At 73.9% G+C, this 17287-nt stretch carries 19 protein-coding genes and 1 riboswitch; of the genes, 17 read left to right on the top strand and 2 right to left on the bottom strand.

Annotated elements, in window-relative coordinates; genetic code table 11:
* The first annotated feature begins 86 nt into the window (after window positions 1–86).
* The 9 genes from mihF to QMC84_RS19340 all read left to right on the top strand — a co-directional run bounded on the left by mihF (window position 87) and on the right by QMC84_RS19340 (window position 9217).
* Window positions 87–407, top strand: coding sequence for an integration host factor, actinobacterial type (gene mihF / locus QMC84_RS19380; RefSeq protein WP_300377652.1), 321 nt, complete (start codon window positions 87–89; stop codon window positions 405–407).
* 15 nt (window positions 408–422) lie between these two features.
* The gene (gene gmk, locus QMC84_RS19375; protein WP_300377650.1) at window positions 423–1007 is read left to right on the top strand and encodes a guanylate kinase; all 585 of its coding nucleotides are present in this window, start codon (window positions 423–425) and stop codon (window positions 1005–1007) included.
* Window positions 1008–1016: 9 nt separating this feature from the next.
* Window positions 1017–1349, top strand: coding sequence for a DNA-directed RNA polymerase subunit omega (rpoZ, locus tag QMC84_RS19370; protein ID WP_300377648.1), 333 nt, complete (start codon window positions 1017–1019; stop codon window positions 1347–1349).
* Window positions 1324–2631, top strand: coding sequence for a bifunctional phosphopantothenoylcysteine decarboxylase/phosphopantothenate--cysteine ligase CoaBC (gene coaBC, locus QMC84_RS19365; protein WP_300377646.1), 1308 nt, complete (start codon window positions 1324–1326; stop codon window positions 2629–2631). The genes rpoZ and coaBC overlap by 26 nt, the downstream gene beginning before the upstream one ends.
* A gap of 73 nt (window positions 2632–2704) precedes the next feature.
* Entirely contained in the window at window positions 2705–3895 is a 1191-nt protein-coding gene (metK, locus tag QMC84_RS19360; RefSeq protein WP_300377644.1) for a methionine adenosyltransferase, read from the top strand.
* A gap of 139 nt (window positions 3896–4034) precedes the next feature.
* On the top strand, window positions 4035–6068 hold the full coding sequence (locus QMC84_RS19355) for a primosomal protein N' (protein ID WP_300377642.1): 2034 nt from the start codon (window positions 4035–4037) through the stop codon (window positions 6066–6068).
* A gap of 64 nt (window positions 6069–6132) precedes the next feature.
* Window positions 6133–6678, top strand: a complete 546-nt coding sequence (gene def / locus QMC84_RS19350; RefSeq protein WP_300377640.1) for a peptide deformylase — start codon at window positions 6133–6135, stop codon at window positions 6676–6678.
* Between the two features lie 2 nt (window positions 6679–6680).
* Window positions 6681–7631, top strand: coding sequence for a methionyl-tRNA formyltransferase (gene fmt / locus QMC84_RS19345; RefSeq protein ID WP_300377638.1), 951 nt, complete (start codon window positions 6681–6683; stop codon window positions 7629–7631).
* Between the two features lie 188 nt (window positions 7632–7819).
* Window positions 7820–9217: a transcription antitermination factor NusB gene (locus tag QMC84_RS19340; RefSeq protein ID WP_300377636.1), complete on the top strand. Its 1398-nt coding sequence runs from the start codon at window positions 7820–7822 to the stop codon at window positions 9215–9217.
* 3 nt (window positions 9218–9220) lie between these two features.
* Here QMC84_RS19340 and QMC84_RS19335 read toward each other — a convergent pair whose 3' ends face one another.
* A complete protein-coding gene (locus QMC84_RS19335) occupies window positions 9221–9820 on the bottom strand; it encodes a hypothetical protein (RefSeq protein WP_300377634.1) in 600 nt (199 codons plus the stop codon).
* A complete protein-coding gene (locus tag QMC84_RS19330; RefSeq protein ID WP_300377632.1) occupies window positions 9820–10374 on the bottom strand; it encodes a SigE family RNA polymerase sigma factor in 555 nt (184 codons plus the stop codon). Before QMC84_RS19330 ends, QMC84_RS19335 begins: the two co-directional genes overlap by 1 nt.
* A gap of 245 nt (window positions 10375–10619) precedes the next feature.
* Here QMC84_RS19330 and ligD point away from each other — a divergent pair, with 245 nt between their 5' ends.
* The 8 genes from ligD to hisG all read left to right on the top strand — a co-directional run bounded on the left by ligD (window position 10620) and on the right by hisG (window position 17258).
* Window positions 10620–11600: a non-homologous end-joining DNA ligase gene (gene ligD, locus QMC84_RS19325; protein WP_300377630.1), complete on the top strand. Its 981-nt coding sequence runs from the start codon at window positions 10620–10622 to the stop codon at window positions 11598–11600.
* 9 nt (window positions 11601–11609) lie between these two features.
* A complete protein-coding gene (gene rpe / locus QMC84_RS19320; protein WP_300377628.1) occupies window positions 11610–12272 on the top strand; it encodes a ribulose-phosphate 3-epimerase in 663 nt (220 codons plus the stop codon).
* A gap of 171 nt (window positions 12273–12443) precedes the next feature.
* A riboswitch (FMN riboswitch) is annotated at window positions 12444–12589 on the top strand.
* A 78-nt stretch (window positions 12590–12667) separates the two neighbouring features.
* A complete protein-coding gene (gene ribD, locus QMC84_RS19315) occupies window positions 12668–13711 on the top strand; it encodes a bifunctional diaminohydroxyphosphoribosylaminopyrimidine deaminase/5-amino-6-(5-phosphoribosylamino)uracil reductase RibD (RefSeq protein WP_300377626.1) in 1044 nt (347 codons plus the stop codon).
* 2 nt (window positions 13712–13713) lie between these two features.
* Entirely contained in the window at window positions 13714–14367 is a 654-nt protein-coding gene (locus QMC84_RS19310; protein WP_300377624.1) for a riboflavin synthase, read from the top strand.
* On the top strand, window positions 14364–15620 hold the full coding sequence (locus QMC84_RS19305) for a bifunctional 3,4-dihydroxy-2-butanone-4-phosphate synthase/GTP cyclohydrolase II (RefSeq protein WP_300377622.1): 1257 nt from the start codon (window positions 14364–14366) through the stop codon (window positions 15618–15620). Before QMC84_RS19310 ends, QMC84_RS19305 begins: the two co-directional genes overlap by 4 nt.
* 3 nt (window positions 15621–15623) lie before the next feature.
* Window positions 15624–16109, top strand: a complete 486-nt coding sequence (gene ribH / locus QMC84_RS19300; RefSeq protein ID WP_300377620.1) for a 6,7-dimethyl-8-ribityllumazine synthase — start codon at window positions 15624–15626, stop codon at window positions 16107–16109.
* An 11-nt stretch (window positions 16110–16120) separates the two neighbouring features.
* Window positions 16121–16384 (top strand): phosphoribosyl-ATP diphosphatase, encoded by a 264-nt coding sequence (locus tag QMC84_RS19295; protein ID WP_300377618.1) that lies wholly within the window; start codon window positions 16121–16123, stop codon window positions 16382–16384.
* 13 nt (window positions 16385–16397) lie between these two features.
* Complete coding sequence (gene hisG, locus QMC84_RS19290; protein WP_300377616.1) at window positions 16398–17258, top strand: ATP phosphoribosyltransferase; 861 nt, start codon at window positions 16398–16400, stop codon at window positions 17256–17258.
* Window positions 17259–17287: the final 29 nt, after the last annotated feature.

The following is a 17287-nucleotide window of genomic DNA, read 5'->3' as shown; positions in this document are numbered from 1 at the left end:
CGATTGCTGCCCGGTCACCGTTCTGACTAGTGTGACCTCTCACCGGCCCGTCCGGCTCCTGTCCCTGACCGAAGGATCCAATCCTCGTGGCTCTGCCCCCGCTCACCCCCGAACAGCGCCAGGCGGCCCTCGAGAAGGCCGCCGCCTCCCGCAGGGAGCGGGCCGAGGTCAAGAACCGCCTGAAGAACTCCGGTGCCTCGATCGTGGACGTCCTTTCGGAGGGCCAGCGCAACGAGGTGATCGGCAAGATGCGCGTCGTGGACCTGCTCCAGTCGATGCCCGGGCTGGGCAAGGTCCGGGCCCGCCAGGTGATGGACCGGCTCGGCATCGCCGAGAGCCGGCGGGTCCGGGGCCTGGGCGCGAAGCAGGTGGCGGCACTGGAGAAGGAGTTCGCTGCGCGTGACTGAGCGGAGGCACTCGCGGTGACCGCGCCCTCCACCCGTCGTTCGCGACTCGTCGTCCTCGCCGGCCCGACCGCGGTCGGGAAGGGCACCGTCGCGGCCGAGGTGCGTCGCAGTCACCCCGACGTGTGGATCTCGGTCTCGGCGACCACCCGGCCCCCGCGACCGGGCGAGGAGGACGGCGTCCACTACTGGTTCGTGTCCGACGAGGAGTTCGACGCGATGGTCGAGCAGGACAACCTGCTCGAGTGGGCGGTGGTCCACCAGACCGCTCGCTACGGCACGCCCCGTCGGCCGGTCGAGCTCGCGCTGGCCTCGGGACGACCGGCGATGCTGGAGATCGACCTCCAGGGCGCGCGGCAGGTCCGCGAGACGATGCCCGAGGCGCTGTTCGTCTTCCTCAAGCCGCCGTCGTGGGACGAGCTGGTGCGGCGCCTGGTGGGTCGCGGCACCGAGACCGAGGAGGATCGCGCCCGCCGGCTCGAGACCGCGCGGGGGGAGCTCGCCGCCGAGGCGGAGTTCGACGTGACGATCGTCAACCACGAAGTTCACGCTGCTGCGGAGGACTTGGTAGCCTTGATGGTGCCATCCCCGACAGATCTGTGAGGCTTTAGCGTGTCCGGACCCACCATCGCTGCCGAGGGTGTCACCAACCCCCCGATCGACGAGTTGCTGACGAAGACCGACAGCAAGTACAAGCTGGTCCTCTACAGCGCCAAGCGCGCCCGGCAGATCAACGCCTACTACTCCCAGCTCGGGGAGGGCCTGCTCGAGTACGTCGGCCCGCTGGTCGACACCCACGTCCAGGAGAAGCCGCTCTCGATCGCGCTGCGCGAGATCAACGAGGACCTGCTGACCTGCGAGGACGTCGACCCCGCCGAGCTCGCCGCCGAGGAGGCTGCCGCCCAGGCCGCCGCCGCGGATGCGGGTGACTCCTTCCGCGAGTGATCCGCTGACCACCAGCAGCACCCACGAGGCCGCCTCCCCGTCCGGGGGGCGGCCCGCTGCTCGCGTGGTGCTCGGCGTCTCGGGTGGCATCGCGGCGTACAAGGCCTGCGAGCTGCTGCGCCGATTCTCCGAGTCCGGCCATGGGGCCGACTTCGACGTGACGGTGGTTCCGACCGCCGCGGCCCTTCAGTTCGTCGGCGAGTCGACCTGGGCCGCCCTGTCCGGCAAGCCGGTGGCGACCGAGGTGTGGACCGAGGTGCACCGGGTGCCGCACGTGCGGATCGGGCAGTCCGCGGACCTCCTGGTGGTGGCGCCGGCGACCGCCGACCTGCTCGCGAAGGCCGCCCACGGGCTGGCCGACGACCTGCTCACCAACACGCTGCTCACCGCCCGCTGCCCGGTGGTGTTCGCCCCTGCGATGCACACCGAGATGTGGGAGCACCCCGCGACCCAGGCCAACGTGGCGACGCTGCGGGAGCGCGGCGCCGTGGTGATCGAGCCCGCCGAGGGCCGGCTCACCGGCGTCGACACCGGCAAGGGCCGGCTGCCCGAGCCGGCCGAGATCTTCGAGCTGTGCCGGGAGGTGCTGGCCCGGGGGAGTGCCGTCGGGCCGGACCTCGCCGGCCGGCAGGTCCTGGTCACCGCCGGCGGTACCCGCGAGTACCTCGACCCGGTCCGGTTCCTCGGCAACCGGTCCTCGGGCCTCCAGGGCTACGCCCTGGCCCGCGCCGCCGCCGCCCGCGGCGCCGACGTCATCCTGGTCGCCGCCAACGTGAGCCTCCCCGACCCCGCGGGCGTCAAGATCGTGCGGGTCGAGACCACCGCCGAGCTGCGCGACGCGGTGCTGGCCGCGGCCCCGTCGGCCGACGCCGTGGTGATGGCGGCCGCGCCCGCGGACTACCGCCCCGTGGACGTCAGCGACGCGAAGATCAAGAAGGCCGAGGACGGCTCCGCGCCGACCGTCAGCCTCGCGCAGAACCCCGACATCCTCCACGAGATCAGCACCCGGCGCGCCCGACCCGGGGCGGTGATCGTGGGGTTCGCCGCGGAGACCGGCGACGACAGCGGCAGCGTGCTCGACCTGGCCCGCGCCAAGCTGGCCCGCAAGGGCTGCGACCTGCTGGTGGTCAACGACGTCAGCGGCGGCGCCGTCTTCGGCAGCCCCGAGAACGAGGCGGTGATCCTCGCGGCGGACGGCGGGGCGGTCGAGGTGCAGCGCGGCCCGAAGCACGCGCTCGCCCACGTCATTTGGGACGAAGTGGCAGCCAGGCTGCAGGATTGAGACCGCCGTCCCGCGATCCGGGACGCTCGATATCGTTGGCAGGACCGCCAACCCAGGACACAGGAGTGCAGCAGTGACCGGACGCCTCTTCACCTCGGAGTCGGTGACCGAGGGTCACCCGGACAAGATCGCCGACCAGATCAGCGACTCGGTCCTCGACGCGATGCTGGAGCAGGACCCGACCAGCCGCGTCGCCGTCGAGACACTGCTCACCACGGGCCTCGTCGTCGTCGCCGGCGAGGTCACCACGACCGGGTACGTCGACGTCAAGGACGTCGTGCGCCGCCGGATCATCGACATCGGCTACGACTCCTCGGTCAAGGGCTTCGACGGGCACTCCTGCGGCGTGATGGTCGCCATCGGCGGTCAGTCCGGCGACATCGCCCAGGGCGTCGACACCGGCCACGAGAGCCGCACCGGATCGGTCGACGCGATGGACAAGCAGGGCGCGGGCGACCAGGGCCTGATGTTCGGCTACGCCTGCGACGACACCGACGTGCTGATGCCGCTGCCGATCGTGATCGCGCAGCGGCTCGCCGAGCAGCTCACCGCCGTGCGCAAGGACGGCACGCTGCCCTATCTGCGCCCCGACGGGAAGACGCAGGTCACCATCGAGTACGACGCCGACAACCGCCCGGTCCGGGTCGACACCGTCGTGCTCTCCTCGCAGCACGACGAGGACACCGAGCTCGGCACCCTGGAGTCCGACGTCAAGAAGCACGTCATCGACCCGGTGCTCGCCACCTTCCGGATCCCCTCCGAGGGCTACCGGCTGCTGGTGAACCCGACCGGCCGCTTCGTCGTCGGCGGCCCGATGGGCGACGCGGGCCTGACCGGCCGCAAGATCATCGTCGACACCTACGGCGGCATGGCGCGTCACGGCGGCGGCGCCTTCTCGGGCAAGGACCCGTCGAAGGTCGACCGCTCCGCGGCCTACGCGATGCGCTGGGTGGCGAAGAACGTCGTCGCCGCCGGCCTGGCCACCCGTTGCGAGGCGCAGGTCGCCTACGCCATCGGCAAGGCCCAGCCGGTCGGCGTCTTCGTCGAGACCTTCGGCACCGGCGTCGTGGCCGACGAGCGGATCCAGCAGGCGGTGCTCGAGGTCTTCGACCTACGTCCCGCCGCGATCATCCGCGACCTCGACCTGCTGCGGCCGATCTACGCCAAGACCGCGGCGTACGGCCACTTCGGCCGCGAGCTCCCCGAGTTCACCTGGGAGCGCATCGACCGCGCCGACGCGCTGCGCGCCGCCGCCGGCCTCTAGTCAGCGTCTCCGGCGTCCGCGTCTCGCGCGTCGGCTTCGCCGCCGCGCGGGCCGCGGGATCGGTGCGCGGGCTGGTCGTTCCTCGGCGTGGTTACGGTGGCGGGTAGGTGCGTCGCCGCCCCCTGGTAGACATCAGTCCATGACGGACCCGGAGGAGCAGCCCGAGCTGCTGCCGGGGATGGTCCGGGCCAGCGTGAAGGCGTCCCGGGCCAAGGCGCGCGCGACCCGGGAGCGCAAGGCGGCGGCCGCCGAGCCCGCCGCGGTGGATCCGGTGGCCCGGGTCCTGGTCGACCTGCCGCTCGCCCACCTCGACCGGCCCTTCGACTACGCCGTCCCGGCCGCGATGGCCCAGGACGCGCGGCCGGGGGTGCGGGTGAAGGTCCGGTTCGCGGGCCAGGACGTCGACGGCTACCTCGTGGCCCGCGCGGCGGAGTCCGACCATCCCGGACGCCTGGCGCCCCTGCGGCGCGTCGTGAGCCCGGAGCCGGTGCTGGCCCCGCAGGTCGAGGCCCTCAGCGCCGAGCTCGCCGAGCGGTACGCCGGCACCCGCTCCGACGTGCTCCGGCTGGCGGTGCCGGCCCGCCACGCGACGACGGAGAGGGAGCCCACCCCCGCGGCCCCACCCTGGGCCGGTCCCGACCCGGCTGCGGGTGAGGCGGTGTGGGCCGGGCACGAGCCCGGCCCGGCGTACCTGCGCCACCTCGCCGCCGGCGCCAGCCCGCGGGCCGTGTGGACCGCCGCCCCGGCGACCGACTGGCCGGCCCTGGTCGCCCACGCCGTCGCGGCGACGTACGCCTCGGGTCGGGGGAGCCTGGTGTGCGTCCCCGACCACAAGGACGTCGCGCGGGTCGACGCGGCCCTCACGGACGTGCTGGGGGAGGGCCAGCACGTCACGCTGACCGCCGACTCCGGGCCGGCCGCCCGCTACCGCGACTTCCTCGCGGTCAGCCGCGGTCTGCGGCGGGTGGTGGTCGGCACCCGCGGTGCCGCGTTCGCGCCGGTCCACGACCTCGGGCTGGTCGTGGTCTGGGACGACGGCGACGACCTGCACGCCGAGCCGCGAGCGCCGTACCCGCACACCCGCGAGACGCTGCTGCTGCGGGCCGAGCGGGAGGGAGCCGCGGCCCTGGTCGGCGGGTTCGTGCGCACGGTGGAGGGCGAGTACCTCCTCCGCACCGGCTGGGCTCACGAGCTGGGCGCCACCCGGGAGGAGGTGCGCCGCCGGGTCACCGTGACCGTCGCGGGGGACGCCGGGTTCCGCGACGTCCACGCCCGCGCCGCCCGGATGCCGCGCGAGGTGCACCAGTCGATCCGCGACGCGCTGGCCGGGGGGCCCGTCCTCGTGCAGACGCCCCGGCTCGGCTACGTCAACGCCCTGGCCTGCGAGCGCTGCCGGACGCCGGCCCGCTGTGCCACCTGCCAGGGTCCGCTGGCCCTCACCGGACCGACCACCCCGCCCGGCTGCCGCTGGTGCGGCACCCTGGCCGAGGGCTGGGCCTGCCCGGAGTGCGGCCATCGCGGGCTGCGTGCGCCGGTGCTCGGCGACGCCCGGACGGCCGAGGAGCTGGGGCGCGCGTTCCCCGGCACCACCGTGCGCACCAGCTCCGGTGACGCCGTGGTGGCGACGGTGGGCGGACGCCCGCAGGTCGTGGTCGCGACGCCCGGCGCCGAGCCGGTCGCCGAGGGCGGCTACGCAGCTGTGGTGCTGCTGGACACCTGGCTGCTGCTCTCCCGGATCGACCTGCGCGCCGAGGAGGAGGCGCTGCGCCGGTGGGCGAACGCCGCGGCGCTGGTCCGCCCCGGAGGCCGAGTCGTGGCCGTCGGCGATGCGGCCCACCCGGCGCTCCAGGCGCTGGTGCGCTGGGACCCGGCCGGGTTCGCGGCCCGCGAGACCGCCGAGCGGGTCGAGGCGCACCTGCCGCCGGCCAGCCGCCTGGCCACGATCACCGGCGAGCCCGGCGCGGTCGACGACGCCCTGGTCCTCCTCGACGCCCCGCCGGAGGCCGAGATCCTCGGCCCGGTGGACCTGGGCGAGGGCGAGTCACGGGTCGTGGTCCGCGTGCCGCGGGCGCAGGGGCTCGCGCTCGCGCACGCCCTCGGCCAGCTCCAGCGGGCGCGCTCGAGCCGCAAGCTCGACGCCGTCCGGATCCAGGTCGACCCGCCCACCCTGTAGGACGCTGGCGCTCGCTCGACCACCACCAGGGAGCCGGCTGGCGCGTGCTCCCTAGACTCTGGACGTGCCCATCCAGCCGATCCGTCTCTTCGGGGACCCCGTCCTGCGCAAGCCCGCCATCGAGGTCGTCGACTTCGACAAGGAGCTGCGCCGGCTCGTCGAGGACCTCACCGACACCATGATGGGCGCCCCCGGGGCGGGCCTGGCCGCCCCGCAGATCGGCGTCGGGCTGCGGGTCTTCACCTGGTACGTCGACGGCGAGCCCGGCCACCTGGTCAACCCCCGGCTGGACCTGTCGGACGAGGTCCAGGACGGCCCCGAGGGCTGCCTGTCCATCCCGGGCCTGAGCATCGACTGCCGGCGCGCGATGCGCGCGGTCGCTCGCGGCTTCAACATGTACGGCGACCCGGTGACCATCGAGGGCACCGAGCTGCTGGCCCGTGCCCTCCAGCACGAGACCGACCACCTCGACGGGGTCCTGTTCATCGACCGCCTGGACACCGAGGCCCGCAAGGCCGCGATGAAGGCGATCCGCGAGTCCGAGTGGTTCGGCCTCGAGGCCCCCCAGATCAAGGTCTCCCCGCACGCCACGCACGGGCTCGGCTTCTGAGCATGCGCGTCGTCTTCGCCGGCACCCCCGAGGTCGCCGTCCCCGTCCTGGACGCCGTCGCCGCGTCCACCCACGAGCTGGTCGGGGTCGTCACCCGCCCCGACGCGCCCGCCGGGCGGGGCCGCCGGCTGGTGGCCAGCCCGGTCGCGGTCCGTGCCGAGGAGCTCGGCGTCCCGGTGCTCAAGCCGGCCCACCCGAAGGACCCGGAGTTCCAGGAGCAGCTCCGCGCGCTGCGCCCCGACTGCTGTCCGGTCGTCGCGTACGGCGCGCTGCTGCCGCAGTCCGCCCTCGACATCCCGGTGCACGGATGGGTCAACCTGCACTTCTCGGCGCTGCCCGCCTGGCGGGGCGCAGCCCCCGTGCAGTACGCGATCTGGGCCGGGGACGAGGTCACCGGCGCCACGACGTTCCGGATCGTGAAGGAGCTCGACGCGGGCCCGACGTACGGCGTGATGACCGAGCGGATCCGCCCGACCGACACCGCCGGCGACCTGCTCGCCCGCCTCGCCGAGGGCGGCGCCGGCCTCATGGTCGCGACCCTCGACGGGATCGAGGACGGCTCCCTGGAGGCTCGTCCGCAGCAGGCCGAGGGGGTGTCCTACGCCCCGAAGGTCGAGGTCGAGGACGCCCGCGTGGACTGGTCGCGGCCGGCGGTCGTGATCGACCACCAGGTGCGGGCCTGCACCCCGGCCCCGGGCGCCTGGACCACCGTCGACGGCGAGCGCCTCAAGCTCGGTCCGCTCACCCACGCCGAGCCGCCCACCAGTGCTGCCCTCGAGCCGGGGGAGCTGTGGGTCGGGAAGCACGACGTGCTGGTCGGCACCGGCACGACCGCCGTCCGCCTCGCCGAGGTGCGCCCGCACGGACGCCGGCAGATGGGCGCCGCCGACTGGGCCCGGGGCGCCCGGTTGGAGAGCGGTGTCCGAATTGGTGCCGGTTCCGGTGAAAGCTGAGGCCCGGGTCGATACGGTCGGGGGCATGAGCCGTCCGGCGCATGCAGACGACCCGAGACCGACTGTCGGAAACTGCAGGTCGCGGCCCGCCCGTCTCGGAGAGATCGAGCGCGAGGAGTGGGTGGAGATAGCCACCGAAGCCAGGGCCGTGCAGGCCGCAGCGAGCCCGTCGACGAAGTACCTCCCGGATGAGTGATACCCGGCCGCGGGAGCCGCAGCGCGGCAGCCGCACCGCCGGCAGCCGATCTGGCGTCGACCCGGCCCGGCTCGCGGCGCTCGACGTGATGAAGGCGGTGCGCGTCGACGGCGCCTACACCAACCTGGTGCTCCCCTCGGTGCTGCGCCAGCACGGGCTCTCCGGCCGCGACGCCGCGTTCGTGACCGAGCTCGTCTCCGGCACGATCCGTCGGAGGGGGACGTACGACGCCATCCTCGCGGCGTGCGTGGACCGGCCGCTGAGCAAGGTCGAGGCGAAGGTCCTCGATGCGCTGCGGCTCGGCACCCACCAGCTGCTCTCCATGCGGGTGCCCGTGCACGCCGCGATCAGCACCACGGTCGACCTGGTCCGCGCCAAGGTGAGCTCCGGCGCGGGCGGCTTCGCGAACGCCGTGCTGCGCCAGGTCGCGCGGCAGGAGCTGGCCGAGTGGATCCGCCGCGTCGCACCCGACCCGCGGCTCGCGCCGACCCGGTTCGCGTCGATCGCCTTCAGCCATCCGCGCTGGATCGTCGACGAGCTGCGCTCGGCCGTGGGGGCCGGCGAGCTGCTCGAGCTGCTCGCCGCCGACAACGAGCCGCCCCGGGTGACGCTCGTGGCTCGGCCGGGCCGCTCCAGCCGCGACGAGCTGCCGGGCGAGCCGACCGCCTACTCGCCGTACGGCGTGGTCCTCGACGGGGGCGACCCGGGCCAGATCCCGGCGGTCGCCGAGGGCCGGGCCGGGGTCCAGGACGAAGGCTCCCAGCTGGTCGCCGCCGCGCTCGCGGCGGCACCGGTCGAGGGCCCGGACCGGCGGTGGCTGGACCTCTGCGCGGGCCCCGGCGGCAAGTCGGCCCTCCTGGCCGCCCTCGCGGCCGGGCGCGGCGCCCGGCTGGTGGCCGCCGAGCGGCAGGAGCACCGGGCCCGCCTGGTGCAGCGGGCGCTCGGCGACGCGCCCGGGGTGACCGGCATCGTGACCTCCGACGGCACCGCGCCGCCGTTCGCCGCCGCGACCTTCGACCGGGTGCTCGTGGACGCGCCCTGCACCGGCCTGGGCGCCCTCCGGCGCCGGCCCGAGGCCCGGTGGCGCCGGCGCGCCGACGACCTGCTGAGCCTGGTGCTGCTCCAGCGCCGACTGCTGTCCGCGGCGCTCGACCTGACCCGCCCCGGCGGGGTCGTGCTGTACGCGACCTGCTCCCCGGTGCTCTCGGAGACCCGCGGCGTGGTGTCCTCGGTGCTCGAGACCCGCGACGACGTACGACTCGAGGACGTGCGCGGACTCCTGCCCGCCGTGCCCGACTGCGGTGGCCCGATGGAGGGCACCGTCCAGCTCTGGCCGCACCGGCACGGCACCGATGCGATGTTCCTGGGGCTGCTGCGCCGGACCGGCTGAGGGCTACTCGGCCCAGACGAGCGCTCCCGCGACCTCGGTGACCTGGGCCGGGGCGGTCCCCTGGCCCGGCGCGATGGTGGCGAAGACGTCGCCGTGCACGTCGCTGACGTACGTCCCGGGGCCCGCCTTGGCGGGGTCCTGGTAGTCGTCCCACGCCGCGGCAGAGCGCCAGCTCACCACCACGGACGCCCCGCCGCGGGAGCAGATGAACTTCTCGTCGGCCGGGCGGTCGCAGCGCCAGTCCGGGGAGTCGACGTAGACCGGGGCGTCCTGCAGGGCGCGCTGGGCGCGCGCGTGCGCGCCGGCCGCACGGGTCTGCCGCTCGGAGGTGGCCGCCCGTGTCCCGGGGTCCGACGCGGCGGTGGTGGGCTGGCTGGCGAGGTCCGGCCCGCCGCGCGGCGTACCGTTCGAGCCGGCCAGCAGGGCACCGCCCAGGGCGATCGCGGCGACGCCCGCCGCGGCGCCCACGGTGGCGGCGGTCCGGCGCCTCCGCCGGATCCGGGTGCCGGAGCGGGTGGCCGCCCGGAGCAGCTCCTCGAGGTCGACGTGCTCGTCCCTGACCCGCTCCTGCAGGGCGGTGCCGACGGCGGTGGGGTGGTCCATCACGGGGTCCTCTCGGTGAGCTCGGCGCCGAGCAGCGGTCGCAGCCGCTGCAGGGCGCGTCGGGATCGGGTGCGCACGGTCGTCTCGGTGAGCCCGAGGTCGCGGGCCGTGTCGGCGACCGAGCGGTCCTCCCAGTAGCGCAGCACCAGCAGCGCCCGGTCGTGCGCCGGGAGCGTGGCGAGGGCGGCGAGGAGATCCACCCGGGTCGCGGGGTCGTCCTCGGGCGCGGAGCCCTCGCGCCCGGGGACGGCACCGGCCGGCAGCTCAGTCGAGCGGCGCAGCCGGCGGTGGGACAGGAACGTGTTGAGCAGCGTGGTCCTGGCGTACGCCACCGGGTTCTCGGCCCGGGAGACCCGGCGCCACGAGGCGAACACCTTGGCGTAGGTCGTCTGGATCAGGTCCTCGGCCAGGTGGTGGTCCCCGGTGAGCAGCAGCGCCTGGCGGTACAGCCGGGTCCCGGTCGCCCGCACGAAGTCCCCGAAGTCCCCGGGGTCCCCGAGGTCCCTGGGGTCCTCGGGGTCCCCTCGGCTCTCGAGGTTCGGTGTGCTCGTCACACTCCTATGACGCCTCGAGGGGCCGTGGCGTTGCGGCCGATCGCGAACGATGGATCTCAGGCGAGCACGTGCCGCAGGTAGCGGCCCGGAACCTCCAACTAGGCCTTCTGGTGCCGATCAGGCCGAGCTGCTCCCAGGACCGATCCGGCAGCGGCAGCCGGGGTCCGCCCAGATCCGCACCACCGGGGGCTGGTCGAGGTCCAGGGCAGGAACCGAACGACCCGCCACCCCCTAGATTGGGGCGCATGCCCGCCGCCAAGCCGCCCGCGGTCGAGATCGAGGTCGACGACCGGGTCGTCCGGGTCAGCAACCCCGACCGGGTCTACTTCCCCGCCAGTGGGGCCACCAAGCTGGACCTGGTCGAGTACTACCTCGCGGTGGGCCCGGGCATCGTCAACGCCCTGTTCGAGCGGCCCTGCATGCTGCACCGGTTCCCCAAGGGGCTCGCCGGCGACAAGGTCCACCAGAAGCGCCTGCCGCAGGGCGCGCCACCGTGGGTGGAGACGGTCCGGCTGCACTTCCCCCGCTGGAACCGCACGGCCGACGAGCTGTGCGTGACCGAGCTGGGATCGGTGATCTGGGCGGTGCAGATGTCCACCGTCGAGTTCCACCCGTGGAACAGCCGCCGCGAGGACACCGAGAGGCCCGACGAGTGGCGCATCGACCTCGACCCCGGCCCGGACTGCTCCTACGACCGGGTCCGGCGGGTCGCGCAGGTCGCCCACGAGGTGCTCGACGAGCTCGGCGCGGTCGGCTTCCCCAAGACCAGCGGCAGCAAGGGCCTCCACGTCTACGTCCGGATCAGGCCCGAGCACGGGCACAAGGACGTACGCCGGGCCGCGCTCGCGTTCGCCCGCGAGGTGGAGCGGCGTACCCCCGACGAGGTCGACCTGACCTGGTGGCGCAAGGACCGCGACCCGGCCACGGTCTTCGTCGACTACAACCAGAACGCCCGCGACCACACGATCGCGGCGGCGTACTCCGTGCGCGGCCTCCCCGACGCCCGGGTCTCCACCCCGATCCGGTGGGACGAGGTCGACGACGCCGATCCCCGCGACTTCACGATCTTCACCGTCCCGGCCCGGTTCGCCGGGCTCGGCGACCTGCACGCCGACATCGACGACCACGTGTACGACATCGCCCCGCTGCTGGAGTGGGCCGAGCGCGACGAGCGCGCCGGCGCCGAGACGCCGGCCGAGCCGGACGAGCCCGGCGCTGACCAATAGGCTGACCCCGTGGGCATCCAGATCACGCCGAGCATCCTCAATGCCGACTTCGCGCACCTCGGCGCGGAGGTGGCCCGGATCGGCAGCGCCGACTGGGTGCACGTCGACGTGATGGACAACCACTTCGTCCCCAACCTCACGTTCGGGCCCACGATGGTGGAGGCCCTGGCCCGCTCGACGGACGTGCCGCTGGACGCCCACCTGATGATCGAGGACGCCGACCGCAACGCGCTCGCGTACGTCGAGGCCGGGTGCGGCTCCGTGACGTTCCACGTCGAGGCGGCCACGGCCCCGGTCCGGCTGGCCCGCGAGATCCGCTCCCACGGCGCGCGGGCGAGCATGGCGCTGCGGCCGGCCACCCCGGTGGAGCCGTACGAGGACCTGCTCCCCGAGCTCGACATGCTGCTGATCATGACCGTCGAACCCGGGTTCGGCGGGCAGCGGTTCCTCGACCTGTGCCTGCCCAAGATCCGGCGCGCCCGCGAGCTGATGGACAAGCACGGCGTCGAGACCTGGCTCCAGGTCGACGGCGGCATCAGCCTGGACACCATCGAGCGGTGCGTCGAGGCCGGCGCGGACACGTTCGTCGCCGGCTCCGCGGTCTACTCCGCCGACGATCCGGACCGGATGGTGGCCGAGCTGCGCGCCGCCGCCGAGCGCGCGGCCCGCTGACCGGGTCCCCAGACGTCATCCGGTCAGAGCCACGGGCAACACTGCCACGGTCAACACCCTCCGCATGACCTCTCGGGCGACCCACGCAGGCGCCAGGGGTCTCACCGTGACGGGTGCCACGCGCCACCGCCCGAGGTCGTGTGGCAGACTCGATCTCGACGAGTTATCAGCTCGCGTGCTCTGGGGTCGGTGTAATTCCGAGCCGGCGGTGACTGGGTTGACGCCCAGAAGTCCGCGACCCGGTCACAGCCAGTGACCGGTTGACCAGGTGGAAATCCTGGACCGACGGTGAAAGTCCGGATGGGAAGCGCACGCACGGCGTCCCGTCGGGCACCCGCCCGCCGGTGCCCGCCCGTCAGCCCCGGAGTCCGTGACCGGACCGGAGGGGCACCCAGATGAGGTTCAGCGCAGCCGAGCAGGCCGCCATGCGGCGTGCGCTCGAGCTCGCGGCGACCCCGGGCGTCCCGCTCGGCCCCAACCCCCGGGTGGGCTGCGTGCTGCTCGACGCGACCGGCCGCACCCTCGCCGAGGGCCACCACCGCGGCGCGGGCACCCCGCACGCCGAGGCCGACGCCCTGGCCCGGGCAGGCGATCGGGCCCGGGGGGCGACGGCGGTCGTGACCCTCGAGCCGTGCAACCACACCGGACGCACCGGCCCCTGCGCGCAGGCCCTGGTGGCCGCCGGCGTACGCCGGGTGGTCTTCGCGCAGCCGGACCCCAACCCCGAGGCGGCGGGCGGCGCCGCCACCCTCCGCGCCGCCGGCGTCGAGGTCGAGGCGGGACTCCTGGCGGCCGAGTCCGGACTCCTGAACAGGTTCTGGGCCTTCGGTCTCACCCACGGCCGGCCGTTCGTGACCTGGAAGTTCGCCGCGTCCCTCGACGGCCGCAGCGCCGCCGCCGACGGCACCAGCCGCTGGGTCAGCTCGCGCGCCGCCCGGCTCGACACCCACCGGCTCCGGGCGCTGTGCGACGTGATGCTCGTGGGTACCAACACCGTCGAGGTCGACGACCCCCTGCTGACCGTGCGCGACGAGGACGACCGCCCGCTGGCGCACCAGCCGCTGCGCGCGGTGATGGGGGAGCGGGACCTGGCGCCCGGTCGCCGGGCCTTCAACGAGGACGCCGCGTCGGTCCACCTGCGCACCCGCGACCCCGAGAAGGCGCTCGCCGAGCTCGCCGCCCTCGACCGGCAGCACGTCTTCCTCGAGGGCGGGCCGACGCTGGCCGCCGCGTTCCTCAGGGCCGCGCTGGTCGACGAGATCGTCGCGTACGTCGCGCCGATGCTGCTGGGGTCCGGCCGCGCGGCCGTGGGCGACCTCGGAATCCCCACCATCGCGCAGGCGTTCCGTCCCCAGGTCACCGACGTCACGGTGCTGGACGGGCTCGACGGCGAGCAGCCCAACGTGCGCCTGACCCTGACCCCCGCAGAAGGAGCCTGACCATGTTCACCGGGATCGTCGAGGAGCTCGGCACCGTCGCCGCCGTCGAGGACCAGGGCGACGCCATCCGCCTCACCATCCGAGCCGCGACCGTGCTCGAGGACGCGGCGCTCGGAGACTCGATCGCCGTCAACGGCTGCTGCCTCACGGTTGCCGCGCGCGAGGGGGACACCTGGACCGCCGACGTGATGCAGGAGACGCTCGACAAGACCAGCCTCCACGGCGTGCGCCCCGGCGACCGGGTCAACCTCGAGCGGGCGGTGACCGCGCAGAAGCGGCTCGGTGGCCACATCGTCCAGGGCCACGTCGACGGGGTCGGGACCGTGGTCCGGCGCACGCCGAGCGAGCACTGGGAGGTCGTCGAGATCGCCCTGCCGGCGGCCGACGAGCGCGGCTCCCTGGGCCGCTACCTGGTCGACAAGGGCTCGATCACCGTCGACGGCGTCAGCCTCACCGTCGTCGAGACCACCGAGGACGGCTTCACCGTGAGCCTGATCCCCGAGACCCTGGCCCGCACCACCCTCGGCACCCGACGCCCGGGCGACCGGGTGAACCTCGAGACCGACATCCTCGCCAAGCACGTCGAGAGGCTGCTGGCGCACCGTGACCGCACCGATCGGGGCCTGACGGCCCACACCGAAGGAGCATCAGCATGAAGAGCGACATCAGGCTCGACCCGGTCGAGCGGGCGATCGCCGACATCGCGGCCGGCAAGGCCGTGGTCGTCGTCGACGACGAGGACCGTGAGAACGAGGGCGACATCATCTTCGCCGCCAGCAAGGCGACGCCGGACCTGTTGGCGTTCACCATCCGGTACAGCAGCGGCGTGATCTGCGTGCCGATGCCCGCCGCGATGCTCGACCGGCTCGAGATCCCGCTGATGACCCCGCACAACAAGGACCGGCTGCGTACGGCGTACACGATCTCGGTCGATGCCCGCGACGGGGTGACCACGGGCATCTCCGCGGCCGACCGGGCCCACACCGTGCGGGTGCTCGCCGACTCGGCGACCGAGCCGTGGGAGATCACCCGCCCCGGCCACGTCTTCCCGCTGCGCTACCGCGAGGGCGGCGTGCTGGTCCGCCGGGGCCACACCGAGGCGGCCGTCGACCTCGCCCGGCTGGCCGGGCTGACCCCGGCAGGCGTGCTGGTCGAGGTCGTCAACGACGACGGGACGATGAAGCGCGGTCCGCAGCTGCGGGCCTTCGCCGACGAGCACGGCCTGGCGATGATCTCGATCGACGACCTGGTCCGCTACCGACGCCGCCACGAGACCCTCGTCGAGCGGGTCGCCGAGACCCGGGTGCCCACCCGGCACGGCGACTTCACCGCGTACGGCTACCGGATGACGGTGGACGGCTCCGAGCACATCGCCCTGGTCCACGGCGACATCAGCGGGCCGGAGCCGGTGCTGACCCGGGTGCACTCCGAGTGCCTGACCGGCGACGTGTTCGGCAGCTACCGCTGCGACTGCGGTCCCCAGCTGGACGAGGCGCTCGAGCGGATCGTGGCCGAGGGCCGCGGCGTGGTCGTCTACCTGCGCGGCCACGAGGGCCGGGGCATCGGCCTGGTCGCCAAGCTGCAGGCCTACCAGCTCCAGGACGGGGGCCGGGACACCGTGGACGCGAACCTCGACCTCGGGCTCCCCGCCGACGCCCGGCACTACGGGACCGCCACCCAGGTGCTCCGCGACCTCGGCGTCGGCAGCGTCCGGCTGATGACCAACAACCCCGACAAGGTGCGCAACCTGGAGGACTTCGGGGTCCCGGTCGCCGCTCGGGTGCCGCTGACGCCCCACCCCAACGACCACAACATCGCCTACCTGCTCACCAAGCGCGACCGGATGGGTCACGATCTGCCCCATCTCGCCGATGAGGTCAGCGACACCCTCGCCCAGAACGGAGCATGACCGATGACCGGACACGGGGCCCCCGTGCAGCAGCCGATCGACTGCAGCGACCTGCGGGTCGCCGTCGTCGCCGCCAGCTGGCACGAGCAGGTCATGGGCGGCCTGCTCGGCGGGGCCGAGCGCGCCCTGGACGACTACCACGTCGCGGACCGCCGGATCGTCCGCGTCCCCGGCGCCTTCGAGCTGCCCGTCGTCGCATCCGCGCTGGCCGCACAGGGGTACGACGCGGTGGTCGCGCTCGGCGTGGTGATCCGCGGCGGCACCCCGCACTTCGAGTACGTCTGCAACGCCGCGACCGACGGGCTGAGCCGGGTCGCCCTCGACCACACCACGGCGATCGGGTTCGGCGTCCTCACCTGCGAGGGCGACCAGCAGGCGCTGGACCGGGCCGGCCTGGACGGCTCGAAGGAGGACAAGGGCTACGAGGCCACGGCCGCGGCGCTGCTCACCGCCCGGACCCTGAAGGAGATCCGCTCCACCGCCCCGTAGGCTCTCCGTCTGTGAAGACGTTCGACGAGCTCTGGGCGGAGCTGGGCGAGAAGGCCCGGTCCCGCCCCGACGGATCCGGCACCGTGCGCGCGCTCGACGCCGGCGTCCATGCCATCGGCAAGAAGCTGGTCGAGGAGGCCGCCGAGTCATGGATGGCCGCCGAGCACGAGGGACCCGAGCGGGCGGCCGAGGAGATCAGCCAGCTGCTCTACCACGCTCAGGTCCTGATGCTCGCGACCGGCATCGAGCTCGACGACGTCTACGCACACCTCTGAGGAGGCGCCCGAGATGGCTCTGCTCCGCATCGCGGTCCCGAACAAGGGATCGCTGTCCCAGTCGGCGTCGGAGATCCTGCGCGAGTCCGGCTACCGCCAGCGTGACGACGCCAGGCAGCTGACGCTCACCGACGCCGAGAACGGCGTGGAGTTCTTCTACCTGCGTCCCCGAGACATCGCGGTGTACGTCGGCGAGGGCACCCTCGACGTCGGCATCACCGGCCGGGACCTGCTCCGGGACTCGGGTGCGAAGGCCGAGGAGGTCCGCGGCCTGGGGTTCGGACGCAGCCGGTTCCGGTTCGCCGGCCCGCAGGGCTCCTTCACCGATCTCGCGCAGCTGGAGGGCCTGCGGATCGCCACCTCGTACGTCGGCATCGTGCGCTCGTTCCTCGAGGAGCGTGGGATCGAGGCGACCGTCATCCGGCTCGACGGCGCGGTGGAGACCAGCATCCAGCTCGGCGTCGCCGACGTGATCGCGGACGTGGTCGAGACTGGCAGCACGCTGCGCCAGGCCGGCCTGGAGATCTTCGGCGAGACGATCCTCGACTCCGAGGCGGTGCTGATCACCCGCAGCGCGACCGCGGAGGTCTCCGCGGCGGACGGGTTCGAGGTGTTCCGCCGTCGGGTCGAGGGCGTCCTCGTGGCGCGCAGCTACGTGATGATGGACTACGACATCCCCACCGACCGCGTCACCGACGCGGTCCGGCTCACCCCCGGCATCGAGAGCCCGACCGTGTCGCCGCTCCATCGGGAGGGGTGGTCGGCCGTACGGGCGATGGTCCCACGCGACGGCGCCCAGCGCCTGATGGACGAGCTGTTCGGGATCGGGGCCCGGGGCATCCTCCTGACGGACATCCATGCCTGCCGCCTCTGACCCCCCGCCGGGCCCCCCGCCGGGCCCCC

The sequence above is a fragment of the Nocardioides sp. genome, from assembly GCF_030019515.1.
GTDB lineage: Bacteria > Actinomycetota > Actinomycetes > Propionibacteriales > Nocardioidaceae > Nocardioides.
The sequence above is the reverse complement of the archived record's forward strand: the minus strand, read 5'-3'. Positions and strand labels throughout refer to the sequence as shown.

Coding starts and splice junctions, on each gene's coding strand:
- fmt (WP_300377638.1), top strand. CDS start 6,681: ATGCGCGTCGTCTTCGCCGGCACCCCCGAGGTCGCCGTCCCCGTCCTG.
- QMC84_RS19310 (WP_300377624.1), top strand. CDS start 13,714: ATGTTCACCGGGATCGTCGAGGAGCTCGGCACCGTCGCCGCCGTCGAG.
- QMC84_RS19305 (WP_300377622.1), top strand. CDS start 14,364: ATGAAGAGCGACATCAGGCTCGACCCGGTCGAGCGGGCGATCGCCGAC.
- QMC84_RS19335 (WP_300377634.1), bottom strand. CDS start 9,820: ATGGACCACCCCACCGCCGTCGGCACCGCCCTGCAGGAGCGGGTCAGG.
- hisG (WP_300377616.1), top strand. CDS start 16,398: ATGGCTCTGCTCCGCATCGCGGTCCCGAACAAGGGATCGCTGTCCCAG.
- QMC84_RS19340 (WP_300377636.1), top strand. CDS start 7,820: ATGAGTGATACCCGGCCGCGGGAGCCGCAGCGCGGCAGCCGCACCGCC.
- coaBC (WP_300377646.1), top strand. CDS start 1,324: ATGCGGGTGACTCCTTCCGCGAGTGATCCGCTGACCACCAGCAGCACC.
- ribH (WP_300377620.1), top strand. CDS start 15,624: ATGACCGGACACGGGGCCCCCGTGCAGCAGCCGATCGACTGCAGCGAC.
- ligD (WP_300377630.1), top strand. CDS start 10,620: ATGCCCGCCGCCAAGCCGCCCGCGGTCGAGATCGAGGTCGACGACCGG.
- ribD (WP_300377626.1), top strand. CDS start 12,668: ATGAGGTTCAGCGCAGCCGAGCAGGCCGCCATGCGGCGTGCGCTCGAG.
- QMC84_RS19355 (WP_300377642.1), top strand. CDS start 4,035: ATGACGGACCCGGAGGAGCAGCCCGAGCTGCTGCCGGGGATGGTCCGG.